Genomic DNA, 12,898 nt, shown 5'->3' on the forward strand with positions numbered 1-12,898 from the left:
TCTAACATTTTGTGGCTGATATGCCATGCCAGAGACCGATCCGCCACCCTTCACGCATCTGCGCCTGCTCTTCTGCTTCGTGCCGAAGGGCGCAAGCCTGCCAGCCGATTGGGCCGCCGCCCATCCCGGTTCGATGAAATTTCCGGCGTCCTTGCGCATGCGTCCGGGCAGCGCTCTGCCGCCTGCATTGCTGCCGATCTCTCCGGGCGACGATTGGCTGCCTCCGGACGAGACGGCCACCTCAGTGGCTCATGCCGACGCGCAGCAGTTCCAGCCGCATGACGCCCGATCGGTGGTACCGCGCATCGCCAGACCGCCCCGACAGCCGCCGCGCCTGCCAGCGCACCGGACGCCGATGCCTGGCACCTATACCGATCCCAAGACGCTGCTGGCGGCCTTCGGCGGCACGACCGCGCGCGCTGAAGGCCGGGCCGTGCTGATCCGCTCGGCGCAGGTGATGTTGGATGAACTGGCAAGCCAGGAAGCCGCACGAGCGGCGGCTGTGGCCCTGGACAGTCTCGCGGAACTCGCCCCGCCACTTGCCGCTGGCGCGATCCTGCTGCGACCGGAGCCGGCCGGCGCGGGCGAGGAACAGGCGCTGCGCCACGCGTTGGTGGAACTCCGCGCGAAAGGCCAACGGTCTTTCGATATGCCGCCACCCAGTCCGCCTTTACCCGGTCTGGTGCCGCCGGACCAACCAAGACGCAAACCCGGCGAAAGCGGCTTCACGCCATCGCCACCCGCAAAACGGAATCCAGGCTACACTCCTGCCCTGCCACCGGTCCTCGTTCGCCCTGGCCGCCCCACGACCGAGAACAAGCCGATCATTCTCGACAGCAGGAAGGACGAACCAAGCTATAATGGCGAAACAGAGCTTTCTAGGATTTTAGTCCCAGGCGGAAAAAGAGTTGGATGGGTAGAAGGCTCGAATAAAAACGTGAGAACCGTCACACCTGACCAGTTCGAGAAAATTAAGCAGGAACTTCTCCAAGACGCTCGCGAACTTCAGACAGATGAAAGCTACGATGGCGATATATATGAGTTGTCTGATGGTGAGATTTTCGGCATCCGCATGAGCGTTCAGCACGGAATAACCATCGATATTCACTATTCAAAAACAACACGCATTAACCGAAACTTTAAAGTTCATCAAAATGCCCCCTGAGCCGATGCATCGATTGGACGATGTCACGCTGACCGAATGGATCAACCTTGTTCCGGGGGAATTGCCGATCGACGCCGTAGGACTGTGGCAGATCATCCCTACCCTGCAACATGACTTTGGGCTTGAGGGCGAAAAACTGACCGAAGCCGTGAAACGTACCATAATCACGTTGATCCAGCATGGTGCAAAGCCGGTTCGCGGCGGCCGAGGCACCGGGCGTGACTGGATCGAACAACCTCATTACGGATCAACCCCTGAAGAGATAGCCCGTAAAATCATCATTGAATGGAGCGGCTGGAGCTTCGCCGAACCTGCTCTCGGCGGCCTGTGGTTTGCTCTGCCGGAACTGTTTGGCTGAACACATGTCCCTAAGCATAGCGTCGCTTCATCCGATAATTCTAATCGATCAAATCTTGAACTATAATCAGCGGCGGTGAGGATGCAAACGCGCTTCAACTTTCCCTTTCCGCTGAAGCGAAGAAACGCATAGCGGTTATTCTCAGCGAATTCAGAAGCCGCTTTCACAAGGAGGGGATACCCGCGCTCATGTGGCTCGACTCATCTTTGAACAAGGGCGCGATTGAGTCACAGCCTGCCATCGGCTTGTACGACGAGAAAGATGATATCGCTCCTGGCGATTTACTGATTGTGGACGGAATTGAGATAGCCATCGCCGTTGCGGATGATGATTTCATGCGCTTTCGCGGAAAGAATTTAGACTATGAAAGCGGACGCTTCGTACTGAGGTAAATATTTCACCTATTGCTTACCTTTGAAAAAAATCACCATGGCAAATGTCTCATACAACGCCGCAAGTATGGCGTCCCGGCACAATCGCCGTGCCGTAGAAGAGAGCGAATTTTGCGGATGCTTCTATTGCTGCAAACTATTTGCACCGCACAAAATCATTGCTTGGACAGACGATGGCGCGACGGCCCTTTGTCCGTATTGCAGCGTCGATGCCGTTCTACCAACGAGAACCGTTGCCGTGACGGTGGAACTGCTCGCTGATCTGAAGAAGACGGCTTTCGGTTCCGGTCTTTAGTTTCGCGAACTTGTTTGGAATAGCCTCGTCCCCGTCATCCCCGCGCATGCGGGGATGACGTTGCTGCGACAAAAACCCGACGGACGCTAGAACCCGCGCACGACCTCGAAGGTCGCGACGTCGATCATGAAGCTGCCGTCGGCTTCGATGGCGAAATGCCGGCGCACGGGCTCCGCCATCGCGCCCTGCAAGGCGCGGATGGCGTTCGCCATCACCTCCGGCGTGCGCATCCGGGCGATCCAGGTCGTGAAATCCATGCGCAGGCGGTGCCGGCGCGTGGCCTGCACCATGAAGCCGCTATCGGCCAAAGTGGCTTCCCATTCGCCAGCGCTGTAGTCCCGCACATGCGAGGTATCGCGCAGCACTTCCACCGATTGCAGATAGGTATCCAGCGCAGGCGCGCCGGGTGACACGACATCGATAAAGACGCCGCGACCGCCGGGACGCATGACGCGATGCGCCTCCTGCAGGCCGGCACGCCAGCCTGTCCAGTGATGCGCGCTGAAGCGCGAGACGACCCAGTCAAAACTGCCGTCCTCGAAGGGCAGCGCTTCGGCCTCACCCTGCTCGGTCAGCAGATTGTCCAAGCCGCGCTCGCCCGCCGCATGCGCCACGACGGACAGCATTTCCGGTGACAGGTCATAGGCCACGACCTCGCGCACGAAGGGCGCCGCCGCGAAGGACATATGCCCGCCGCCGCAGCCCATATCCAGCACGCGGCTGCCGGCCCCGTCTTCCACCAGCATGGCCGAGAAATGCGCCAGATCCTCGCCCTGCGCATGAACCGCACTGGTCAGATATTCGGCGGCGCGCGGCCCGAACTGATTTTCGACCGTTTCCGCCTGGCTGATGCCGTTCATTTCGCCACTCCCATATCGCTGTCGGCGTTATTGGCGGCGCTCAGCACCGCGCGCATGGACGCCTCGCCGCTATCGACGTCGATACCGACGCCGAAGACGGATTTGCCATCCGGCAGCACGCATTCGACATAGGCCGCCGCCTGCGTGCCGGACCCGGTGCCGATGGCATGTTCGTCGTAATTGACGATATCCAGATGCATACCGAAATTGGTGTTCAGCGCATCGACGAAGCTGGACAGCGGACCATTGCCCTGGCCGGTGATGCTGCGCGTCTGCCCGTCGACCTCGACGCGGCCGGTAAAGGTGCGCGGCGCGCCGGACTTATCAACACCCGAGACGCTGTAATCGACCAGCGAGAAGCGCCCCGACCCGTCCAGACCATAGGTGTGACGGAAGGCTTCCACGATGACCGCCGTCGTCGTCTCGCGCTTCGTGCGGTCGGCAATTTCCTGCACGACGCGGCTGAAGGCGATCTGAAACCGGCGCGGCAGGCGCAGGCCCTGATCCTGCTCCAGCACCCAGGCGACGCCGCCCTTGCCGGACTGGCTGTTGACGCGAATGACGGCCTCGTACGAGCAGCCGATATCCGCCGGATCGATGGGCAGATAAGGCACTTCCCAGATGGCATCGTTCTGCTTCTTGCGGGCGGCGAAACCCTTCTTGATCGCATCCTGATGCGATCCCGAGAAAGCGGTGAAGACCAGTTCGCCCGCATAGGGATGACGCGGATGGACCGCGATCTGGTTGCAATGCTCCACCGTGCTGACGACCTTCCGCATGTCCGAAAAATCCAGCTCCGGATCGACGCCCTGGGTGTACATATTCATCGCCATGGTGACGATATCGACATTGCCGGTACGCTCGCCATTGCCGAACAGGCAGCCCTCAACACGATCGGCGCCCGCCATCAGGCCCAGTTCGGCCGCCGCGATGCCGGTGCCGCGATCATTATGCGGATGCAGAGAGATGATGGCGCAATCGCGCCGGGTCATAGTCCGGCAGAACCATTCGATCTGATCGGCATGAACGTTCGGCGTCGCCACTTCCACCGTCGCCGGCAGGTTGAGGATGATCGGGCGTTCCGGCGTCGGCTGCCAGACATCCATCACCGCTTCGCAGATTTCCAGCGCGAATTCCGGCTCGGTGAAGGAAAACGTCTCGGGCGAATACTGATAGGTCCAGATCGTTTCCGGGTGCTGTTCCGTGAGTTCCTTGATCAGCTTCGTGCCGGATACCGCCAGCGCGATGGTGCCGGCCTTGTCCTGATTGAAGACCAGGCGGCGGAAGACTTCGGACGTCGCGTTATACAGATGCACGATGGCGCGATGCGCGCCGGCCAGGCTTTCGATCGTCGGGCGGATCAGCTCTTCCCGGCTTTGCGTCAGAACCTGGATGGCGACGTCTTCCGGGATCAAATTGCCGTCGATCAGGCTGCGGACGAAATCGTAATCGGTCTGGGAGGCGGAAGGGAAACCGACTTCGATTTCCTTGAAGCCGGTCTTGATCAGCAGGTCGAAGAAGCGGCGCTTGCGCTCCCCGTCCATGGGGTCGATCAGCGACTGATTGCCGTCGCGCAGGTCAACCGCGCACCAGCGCGGCGCGTGGGTGATGCGCTTGCTGGGCCATTGCCGGTCCGGCAGGTCGACGGTCGCGAAGGGGCGGTATTTGGAAGCCGGATTGGTGATCATCATGGCAGTCTCTAGTCCTCTAGTCCTTCAGGGCAGCGTCAGGCGGATCAGGACGGCGTCATACGGTCGCGGGCTGGCCGTTCAGCGCACGCGACCGCATCGAAGTCGCGGCAGCGCACGCCTGGGCATCCAAGCGGTGTGGCGATGAGGGCAGAGACGAGACATGGGTCGGATACTTCCGGCAACGACGATCGGTGAGGCAGCGCGGATTGTCCGCGCGCGGCAGAACAAACGGCCTCTTTCAGAGGACCGCGGTGGTAAGTCGCCGAAGGAGCGCAAGCGCGCTCGTGGGGATGTTCTGCATCGTCATAACGACGAGACCGTGCCTTCGCGGCAAGGTTCACGCAACCAAAGGTCGCGCAGGTGTCCTATGCGCGCAGGTTTATTCCGCGACTTTATTCCGCGGCCTCGCGCCGGGCCGGCAGGCTGGCGGCAACCCGCGACAGCGCCTCCTCCGCCAGATCCAGTTCCTCGATCAGAATCTGGACCGCCTCGTCATTGATGGCATGGTGCTGGCGGAGCCTGCGCATCTCGGCCCGCTCGGCGCGAACACCCCGCAGGCGCAGCGCCATTTCCGCACGTTTGTCTTCCCGCGCCTGTTCCTGGCCGTCATTGCCGTCATCACGACCATCCAGTCGCAGACGGTAATCGGCCAGCACCCGGCTGCCCGCCTCCTCATAGGCGTTGCGCCGCGTGCCTTCGCGGCGCTTGAGCCCATCTTCCACGCGTTCTTCCAGCTCGCGCATGGCGCTTTCCGCCATCTGCTGCCGGGCCGCCGCGAGTTCAGCCTCGAAAGGGTCTTCGTCCTGCTGGCCGAGACGGCGCAGCAGCAGCGGCACGCAGACCACCGCGATCAGCAGGGACAGCACGATGACCCCGGCGGCGACGCTGATCAGCAGGGAACGGGCGGGAAATTGCGATCCGTCGGGCAAGAACAGCGGCAAAGACAGGATACCCGCCAGCGTCACGGCGCCGCGCACGCCCGCGACGGAGGCCAGAGCCAAAGCCCCGAAACTGGCAATGCGCCTTTGGCCACGCCGCCTGACCCGGTGCACGCCCGTGCGCAGCAGCGAGGTCATCAACACCCAGGCGAAGCGCAGCAGGATCAGAACGCCCGTCACGAAGACGATCAGCAGCGGCAAGGCCCAGGGCGAATAGCCGGCATGGACGGCCCGCTGGATGCCGCCGCCCAGAATGCTGGGCAATTGCAGGCCCAGCAGCAGGAAGATGAGGCCGTTAAAGGCGAATTCGAGAATACGCCACAGAGAGAAGACATGCCGGCGGGTGGCGCCATGGCTGCCGCCGAACGGGTCCAGCAGATTGAGCACGAGGCCCGCGGTCACAGCCGCCAGAATGCCGGAAAGCCCCAGTTCCTCGGCCGCCAGATAGGCGGCGAAGGGCAACAGCATCACCAGCACGACATAGATCGAGGCCTCGCCCGCGTGATGGGACAGGACACGCTTGTCGAGCTGGAAAAACGCCCAGCCGAGAATGGCACCGATCAGAATACCGCCCAGCGCCACGGCCAGGAATTCGAGACTCGCGACGCCCAACGAAAAATGCACGCCGGCCACCGTCGCGACCGCGAAATTGAAGGACACCAGACCGGAGGCGTCATTCAGCAGCGCCTCGCCTTGCAGCACATGCATGAAGCGGCGCGGCAATGCGCGGCCGTTCAGAATGCCGCTGAGCGCCACCGCGTCCGTCGGCGACAGCACGGCCGCCAGCGCCAGCGCGGCGGCCAACGGCACGAAGGGCAGCAGCCAATGAACGAAACTGCCGACGCCGAAGGTCGTGAAGATCACCAGCCCGACGGAGAGCATGAAGACCGGGACGCCGGCCTCGGTCAGCTCGCGCTTCGGGATGCGATAGGCGTCGGAAAACAGCAGCGGCGGAATGAAGAGCAGCAGAAACAACGCAGGGTCGAAGGCGACGTGGAACCCCAGCAGATCGCAGACCGCGCCCACCGCGATCTGCAACAAAGGCAGCGGCACGCGCACGACCGTCACGGCCAGATTGGTCAGCGCCGTGATGAACAGCAGCAGTAGAATGACGGTCGTCAGATGCATCGCGGCGCCTTTGCTGGAAGCCAAGTCTTAGGGATGTCATCCCCGCCTTTATGGCGGGAATCTACCCATCGGGGCGCCGCTACGGGTAGATGCGCGGCATAAAGCCGCGCATGACGAGGCTGAGTTGGAGCAGAAAACTCAGGCGGCTTTCAGAACGCGGCCGGCGACGACATCAAGCTTGGCGACCACTTCCGGGTCGCGCGCGGCCGGTGCCGTGATCAGGCTGTATTCCAGGGCACGATCGCAACCCGCCGAGCAGAGGCCACGGTTCTGACCGACGACGGGCAGCACGGCCTTGACCAAAGCGCGGGCATTGTCGGCATTGCCGAACAGAACCTTCACCACCTGATCGACAGTGACGGCGTCATGGCCTTCATGCCAGCAGTCATAATCCGTCACCATGGCAACCGTCGCGTAGCAAAGCTCGGCCTCACGGGCGAGCTTTGCCTCGGGCATGTTCGTCATGCCGATCACCGAACAGCCCCAGGAGCGATAGAGCACGCTTTCGGCATAGGTCGAGAATTGCGGGCCTTCCATCGTCAGATAGGTGCCGCCGCGCGTCACCGGCAGGCCGAGGCCGCGTGCCGCCCCTTCCAGCGCATCGCCGAGGCGCGAGCAGACGGGGTGGGCCACCGAGACATGGGCGACGCAGCCGGTGCCGAAGAAGCTTTTCTCGCGCGCGAAGGTGCGGTCGATGAACTGGTCGATGACCACGAAATGGCCCGGCGGCAGTTCTTCCTTCAGGCTGCCGACGGCCGAGAGCGACAGCACGTCGGTGCAGCCGACGCGCTTCAGCGCATCGATATTGGCGCGATAGTTCAGGCCGGAGGGCGAGATCTTATGACCGCGACCGTGACGTGGCAGGAAAACGCAGCGCAGGCCATGCAGGCGACCGAACAGCAGATCGTCGGACGGCGCGCCCCAGGGGGTTTCAACCGTCCGCCATTCCTTCTCTTCCAGTCCGTCGATGTCATAGAGGCCGGAGCCGCCGATAATGCCGATGAGAGGTTCCACAGTTCCGGTCGCGTCTTCAGCCATGAGGCTCTCCTTCGGTGAGAGGTGCGGGTCAGGTCGGGATGTGCAGGGCATCAACAACAGCCGGGCGCATGAGGCAAGGTGCGGCTTGATATAGAGCAATGCCTGAGGGGGAGATTCACGCGCAAGACATGTGTATGAACCTGCGGCAGCGGCGAGGTTTCCTCTGCCTGCCGCATCGCTGAAGGATCGGCCTTATGTCTGACACCATCACCCCCGCCGCCGACCCGGCGCTTGCCCATACCGCCCTGCGCGGCGAAGCCACAGCTTGGTTCGAAAGCCTGCGCGACCGTATCTGCGCGGCCTTCGAGGCCATCGAAGACGCGCAGACCGGCCCGCTGGCGGATCGCGCCCCCGGCCGTTTCGAGCGTACCGCGTGGCAACGCGATACGACGGAAGGTGGTGAAGGCGGCGGCGGCGTCATGAGCGTGATGCGCGGCCGGGTCTTCGAGAAGGTCGGCGTCAATGTCTCAACCGTCTCAGGCGAATTCAGCCCGGAATTCCGCAAATCCATTCCCGGTGCGGCGGAAGACCCGCGCTTCTGGGCCTCCGGCGTCAGCCTGGTCGCGCATATGCACAGCCCGCTGGTGCCGGCCGTGCATATGAATACGCGCATGATCATCACCAGCCATGGCTGGTTCGCGGGCGGCGCCGACCTGACGCCGATGCGGCTGGAAGCGCCGGAAGCGATGGAGGACGCGGCGGACTTTCACGCCGCCTTCAAGGCCGCCTGCGACAAGCACGGCGATGATTTTTATCCGCGCTTCAAGCAGTGGTGCGACGAGTATTTCTATCTGCCGCATCGCGGCGAGCCGCGTGGCGCCGGTGGCATTTTCTATGACCAGCACAAAACCGGCGACGTCACGGCCGATTTCGCCTTCACCCGCGATGTCGGGCTGGCCTTCCTGGACGTCTATCCGCGCATCGTCCGCCGCCGGATGTTCACGCCCTGGACCGAGGCCGAACGCGAACACCAGCTGATCCGCCGTGGCCGCTATGTCGAGTTCAACCTGCTTTATGATCGCGGCACGCTGTTCGGCCTCAAGACGGGCGGCAAGACCGAAGCTATTCTGATGAGCATGCCGCCCGAAGTGCGCTGGCCCTGAGGCGCTTCAGGCTTTCACTAAAGCCACGTCATTCCCGCGAAGGCGCGAATCTTCGTCCTTTGGCACTGCGACGAGACTGAGAAGATGCCCGCTTACGTTGGCATGACGGCTGGTGCGCTCAAAAAACCTTCTGCACCCAGCCATGCGGGTCGGGGGCCTGGCCCAGCTGGATATCCACCAATGCGGCGCGCAGCTTCGTCGTTACCGGGCCGCCGACCTCGGGATTGCCGATCGTGAAGCTGCCCGCTGGGCTGGCCACCCGGCCGATGGGGGCGACCACGGCGGCCGTGCCGCAGGCAAAGACTTCGCGCAGCTTGCCGCTGGCGGCGTCGGCCTTCCACTGGTCGATGGAATAGCGTTCCTCACGCACCGTCAGGCCTTCAGCGCGGGCCAGGGTGATGAGGCTGTCGCGTGTAATGCCCGGCAGGATGGTGCCTTCCAGCGGCGGGGTAGCCAGCGACCCGTCTTCGAAGACGAAGAAGACGTTCATGCCGCCCAGTTCCTCGACCCAGCGGCGTTCCTTCGCGTCCAGGAACAGCGTCTGGTCGCAGCCGTTGCGGATGGCTTCCGCCTGAGCCCGCAGGCTGGCGGCGTAGTTGCCGCCGCATTTGGCCGCGCCCGTGCCGCCGGTGGCCGCACGCGTGTCGTTCTGGGAAATCCAGACTGAAACGGGGCCGCCCGCGCCCTTGAAATAGGAGCCGACCGGCGAGGCGATGACCATGTACAAGTATTCGGCGGAGGGTTTCACGCCCAGGAAGATCTCGCTGGCGATCATGAAGGGGCGCAGATAGAGGCTGCCACCGGGCTGGCTGGGCACCCAGTCGCGGTCGACCTCGACCAGCTTCTTCACCGATTGCAGGAACAGATGCTCGGGCAGTTGCGGCATGGACATGCGATCCGCCGAAGCATTGAAGCGCCGCGCATTGGCATCCGGCCGGAACAGAACCGAGCCGTTGTCGACGCGATAGGCCTTCATGCCCTCGAAAATCTCCTGCGCGTAGTGCAGGACGGCGCTGGCGGGATCGACCTGCAAGGGCGCACGCGCCTCAATCCGGGCGGAGTGCCAGCCCTTGCCTTCCGTATATTGAATGACGGCCATATGATCGGTAAAGACGCGACCGAAGCCTGGATTGGCCAGAAGGGCATCCCGCTGGACCGCCGGCATCGGCGCCGGGTTCGGTTTGTGGTCAAACTGTACGCTGTTGCCGCTCATTGCGTCGCTTCCATCAAATCCATCATCGTCGTGTCGTAGAATGTCACCTGCGCGCAACTTTCGCCTCTAGCGGGACCGCAGACAAGCTATGCGCCGATGCGGAGACGCGGCCGGCAGTCAGGCTGCCGCCGCGCGCGGCAGTGTGATCGCCAAGTGATTGACAGGCCGCCATAAAAAGCGCCCAAACTAGCTACCAAGAAGAACCGGCTCCGCCTGCCCTCATTACTCCCGCAAGAAGGAGTTACGGCGATGCTCGAATTAGGTGCTGACAGAATCAAGGACGGCGCTCTGCTCGCTGCCCGCATCCTGCTGATGCTGCTCTTCGTGCTATTCGGCTGGGACAAATTGACCCAGTTCGGCGATACGATCGGCTTCATGTCCCAGACGGGCGTCCCGGATGCGCCGCTCGCGGCGGTCTTCGCCGTGGTCATGGAGTTCTTCATTGGCCTCGCCTTGGTGGCCGGTGTCATGACACGGCTGACGGCTCTGTTGATGGCCGCCTATACGCTAGCGACGGCGATCGTCGGTCATCCCTTCTGGTCCATGACCGGCAGCGCCGCCGCCGATGCCGAGCTGAATTTCTTCAAGAACATATCGATCATTGGCGGGCTTCTGGCGATCTACGTCACCGGCGGCGGACGTTATTCCGTGGATGCCACGATCAAGCTGGAAAACCACCATGTGCCGAAAATAAGCGGAACGTAACGCCACTGCCGCGACGATATCGCATGTAGTCCGAAAGGCGCATGGGTCGCGTCAGTCAATTAGGGCGTGTGACCCGGCCCTGCCGCCTAAGCTATTGGCTTCCCCAAGTTGCGCGATAGCAATCTGGGGGCTACCTGACAGTTACATCGGACTTCACGACCAAGCGGCGACCGTCGCTCGGGCAGCGTCTTGCTGAGACCAAAGGCCGCCCGTCCGGCTTCGACTATCTGCGGATCGGTCTCGCGCTTGCCGTTGTCATTACGCATGGCGCCATCACCACGGGCGGCCAGGCTGCGGATTCTCACCTCTGGGTAACGCCGCTGCGCCCGGTTTTGCGCGCGGTGCTGCCCATGTTCTTCGCGCTGAGCGGCTTCCTGGTCGCCGGAAGCCTGGAACGGTGCCGGACGCTGATTTCCTTCCTGGGCCTGCGGGTTATCCGGATCTATCCGGCGCTGATCATCGAAGTGCTGCTGTCGGCCTTCATCATCGGCCTCAGCATCACCACGCTTCCCGCCAAGGCCTATCTGACGGACCCCGAATTCCACCGCTATCTGCTGAACGTCACCGGCGATATTCATTATCTTCTGCCCGGTGTCTTCGCGGACAATCCCTTCCCGAACACCGTCAATTCGCAGCTATGGACCGTCCCTTACGAACTCGGCTGCTATATCACCATTTCCGCGCTGGCGCTGATCGGCGTCGTCAGGCGGCCCTGGCTGGCGCCGCTCGCCGCCCTGGGCATCTGCGTCCTTCATCTGGGCTATCGGGTGATCGAGCACCACGGACAGTCCCTGTATATGCTGGGCGGAATTCCCGGCACGCTGCTGATCGTCAGCTTCCTGGTGGGGATTTCGCTTTATCTCTATCGCGAACAGATGAGCTGGGACGGCCGGCTGTTTGGCGGCTCGGTGATCCTGGCCGCGCTGTTGCTGACCTATCTCCCCGGCGGCGAATATCCGGCCGTCTTCCTGCTCGGCTATGTCACCGTATGGCTGGGCCTGACGGACTACCGACGCCTCGCCATTATCCGGAGCGCCGACCTCTCCTACGGGGTCTATCTCTATGGCTTCGTGATTCAGCAGCTCTTCGCGTTTCTGTTCCCCGAATTCCGCTATTGGTGGGCCAGCGTCCTTGTCTGCATTCCCTGTTCGCTGCTCTTCGCGGCGGCATCCTGGAACCTGATCGAAAAGCCCGCCCTGAAGCTGCGCCGGCCGCTCATGAAACTGGAAGCCTTCCTGTTTCCGGCATCCGGGCAGCGGTTCTGGCAGAAGGGCGTGCCGCTGACAGACGGCGCGGCGAAGCGGGATATCTAGCGCTTACAGAATTTTCCCCTCGAAGGGCGGCAGGAAATCCGGTCCTTCGAATTCGATGACCCAGAGATCGGGATCGAATTTCACCTGGCGGTCGACATAGGCATCGGCCTTCTCCTGATCGACCGGCTCGGCTCCCGTCGCGCGCAGCCAGGCGAGCGCGCCGCCATCCGTTCGTGTCTGCGACAGCACGACCAGCCGGTTTTCCCGGTCGCGCAGCACCACGAGGATGCCGCCAGCATCGGCATCGCCCCGGCGCAGGACCATGCCCGGGCGTCCGTCCTTATCGCCCAGGCGGAGTGCCACCTGCACCCAGATCTGGGCTTTTACGCGTGCTTCCATAAAACCGTCCTTTGCCCACTCGACTCGCAACGCTCTGCCTGCCAGATGAGGCCAGAGACGAGGAGGCCCTCAATGGACCGAAAGATGACCGAATCCCAGCGCGCTTATGAAGCGAAGCGCGCGGCGAAGAATGGCATGAGCCTGGATAAATGGCTGGTCAGCAAGGAGCAGGAGAAGAAGGCTGCCACCGCCGCCAAGCTGCCGCCCGCGCCGCCGAAGCCGCCGGGCTTCTTCTCCCGCCTGCTGGACCGCGCGCACAAGCCGATCAAAACCAAAACCTGATAGTGGTGGGCCGCCTACAGCGGCCGTCACCTGGCCTTTCATCGGTCATGTCGCACTGCAACAGGCCAGAGGACCATT

Annotated in this window: 13 protein-coding genes; 7 read left to right on the forward strand and 6 right to left on the reverse strand. The window is 62.6% G+C overall.

Features of this window, described 5'->3' with window-relative positions; translation table 11 throughout:
• Window positions 1-157 precede the first annotated feature (157 nt).
• From ASILVAE211_RS15305 to ASILVAE211_RS15315, 3 genes are all read left to right on the forward strand, one after another.
• Window positions 158-1,165, forward strand: a complete 1,008-nt coding sequence (locus ASILVAE211_RS15305; protein WP_227322204.1) for a hypothetical protein — start codon at window positions 158-160, stop codon at window positions 1,163-1,165.
• Window positions 1,166-1,178: 13 nt separating this feature from the next.
• Entirely contained in the window at window positions 1,179-1,523 is a 345-nt protein-coding gene (locus tag ASILVAE211_RS15310; protein WP_227322205.1) for a hypothetical protein, read from the forward strand.
• A gap of 188 nt (window positions 1,524-1,711) precedes the next feature.
• Window positions 1,712-1,915 carry a hypothetical protein gene (locus ASILVAE211_RS15315; RefSeq protein WP_227322206.1) on the forward strand — a complete coding sequence of 68 codons (204 nt, stop codon included), beginning with the start codon at window positions 1,712-1,714 and terminating at the stop codon, window positions 1,913-1,915.
• Between the two features lie 381 nt (window positions 1,916-2,296).
• Here ASILVAE211_RS15315 and ASILVAE211_RS15320 read toward each other — a convergent pair whose 3' ends face one another.
• The 4 genes from ASILVAE211_RS15320 to ASILVAE211_RS15335 form a co-directional block, all read right to left on the reverse strand.
• Window positions 2,297-3,070, reverse strand: coding sequence for a class I SAM-dependent methyltransferase (locus tag ASILVAE211_RS15320; RefSeq protein ID WP_227322207.1), 774 nt, complete (start codon window positions 3,068-3,070; stop codon window positions 2,297-2,299).
• Window positions 3,067-4,761, reverse strand: a complete 1,695-nt coding sequence (gene leuA / locus ASILVAE211_RS15325) for a 2-isopropylmalate synthase (protein WP_456304496.1) — start codon at window positions 4,759-4,761, stop codon at window positions 3,067-3,069. Before leuA ends, ASILVAE211_RS15320 begins: the two co-directional genes overlap by 4 nt.
• A gap of 392 nt (window positions 4,762-5,153) precedes the next feature.
• Window positions 5,154-6,851, reverse strand: a complete 1,698-nt coding sequence (locus tag ASILVAE211_RS15330; protein WP_227322208.1) for a Na+/H+ antiporter — start codon at window positions 6,849-6,851, stop codon at window positions 5,154-5,156.
• A gap of 114 nt (window positions 6,852-6,965) precedes the next feature.
• Entirely contained in the window at window positions 6,966-7,865 is a 900-nt protein-coding gene (locus ASILVAE211_RS15335) for an S-methyl-5'-thioadenosine phosphorylase (protein ID WP_227322209.1), read from the reverse strand.
• A gap of 194 nt (window positions 7,866-8,059) precedes the next feature.
• Between ASILVAE211_RS15335 and hemF the strand changes: the two genes are divergently transcribed.
• Entirely contained in the window at window positions 8,060-8,968 is a 909-nt protein-coding gene (gene hemF / locus ASILVAE211_RS15340; protein WP_227322210.1) for an oxygen-dependent coproporphyrinogen oxidase, read from the forward strand.
• A gap of 118 nt (window positions 8,969-9,086) precedes the next feature.
• Here hemF and ASILVAE211_RS15345 read toward each other — a convergent pair whose 3' ends face one another.
• The gene (locus tag ASILVAE211_RS15345) at window positions 9,087-10,181 is read right to left on the reverse strand and encodes a branched-chain amino acid aminotransferase (protein ID WP_227322211.1); all 1,095 of its coding nucleotides are present in this window, start codon (window positions 10,179-10,181) and stop codon (window positions 9,087-9,089) included.
• 249 nt (window positions 10,182-10,430) lie between these two features.
• On the opposite strand from ASILVAE211_RS15345, the gene ASILVAE211_RS15350 reads away from it, so the two are divergent.
• Together ASILVAE211_RS15350 and ASILVAE211_RS15355 are read left to right on the forward strand one after the other, a co-directional pair.
• On the forward strand, window positions 10,431-10,886 hold the full coding sequence (locus ASILVAE211_RS15350; protein ID WP_227322212.1) for a DoxX family protein: 456 nt from the start codon (window positions 10,431-10,433) through the stop codon (window positions 10,884-10,886).
• Between the two features lie 227 nt (window positions 10,887-11,113).
• Window positions 11,114-12,199 carry an acyltransferase family protein gene (locus ASILVAE211_RS15355; RefSeq protein ID WP_227322238.1) on the forward strand — a complete coding sequence of 362 codons (1,086 nt, stop codon included), beginning with the start codon at window positions 11,114-11,116 and terminating at the stop codon, window positions 12,197-12,199.
• A 3-nt stretch (window positions 12,200-12,202) separates the two neighbouring features.
• Here the strand turns inward: ASILVAE211_RS15355 and ASILVAE211_RS15360 are convergent, their stop codons facing one another.
• Window positions 12,203-12,538 (reverse strand): DUF1491 family protein, encoded by a 336-nt coding sequence (locus ASILVAE211_RS15360; protein ID WP_227322213.1) that lies wholly within the window; start codon window positions 12,536-12,538, stop codon window positions 12,203-12,205.
• An 84-nt stretch (window positions 12,539-12,622) separates the two neighbouring features.
• Between ASILVAE211_RS15360 and ASILVAE211_RS15365 the strand changes: the two genes are divergently transcribed.
• Complete coding sequence (locus tag ASILVAE211_RS15365) at window positions 12,623-12,820, forward strand: hypothetical protein (protein ID WP_227322214.1); 198 nt, start codon at window positions 12,623-12,625, stop codon at window positions 12,818-12,820.
• Window positions 12,821-12,898: the final 78 nt, after the last annotated feature.

The sequence above is a fragment of the Acidisoma silvae genome, from assembly GCF_020618775.1.
Taxonomy (GTDB): domain Bacteria; phylum Pseudomonadota; class Alphaproteobacteria; order Acetobacterales; family Acetobacteraceae; genus Acidisoma; species Acidisoma silvae.

Bases quoted from the DNA above. Each gene is read 5' to 3' on its own strand.
- ASILVAE211_RS15365 (WP_227322214.1), top strand. From the start codon at position 12,623: ATGACCGAATCCCAGCGCGCTTATGAAGCGAAGCGCGCGGCGAAGAAT.
- leuA (WP_456304496.1), bottom strand. From the start codon at position 4,761: ATGATGATCACCAATCCGGCTTCCAAATACCGCCCCTTCGCGACCGTC.
- ASILVAE211_RS15315 (WP_227322206.1), top strand. From the start codon at position 1,712: ATGTGGCTCGACTCATCTTTGAACAAGGGCGCGATTGAGTCACAGCCT.
- ASILVAE211_RS15345 (WP_227322211.1), bottom strand. From the start codon at position 10,181: ATGAGCGGCAACAGCGTACAGTTTGACCACAAACCGAACCCGGCGCCG.
- ASILVAE211_RS15350 (WP_227322212.1), top strand. From the start codon at position 10,431: ATGCTCGAATTAGGTGCTGACAGAATCAAGGACGGCGCTCTGCTCGCT.
- ASILVAE211_RS15360 (WP_227322213.1), bottom strand. From the start codon at position 12,538: ATGGAAGCACGCGTAAAAGCCCAGATCTGGGTGCAGGTGGCACTCCGC.
- ASILVAE211_RS15320 (WP_227322207.1), bottom strand. From the start codon at position 3,070: ATGAACGGCATCAGCCAGGCGGAAACGGTCGAAAATCAGTTCGGGCCG.
- hemF (WP_227322210.1), top strand. From the start codon at position 8,060: ATGTCTGACACCATCACCCCCGCCGCCGACCCGGCGCTTGCCCATACC.
- ASILVAE211_RS15305 (WP_227322204.1), top strand. From the start codon at position 158: ATGCGTCCGGGCAGCGCTCTGCCGCCTGCATTGCTGCCGATCTCTCCG.
- ASILVAE211_RS15335 (WP_227322209.1), bottom strand. From the start codon at position 7,865: ATGGCTGAAGACGCGACCGGAACTGTGGAACCTCTCATCGGCATTATC.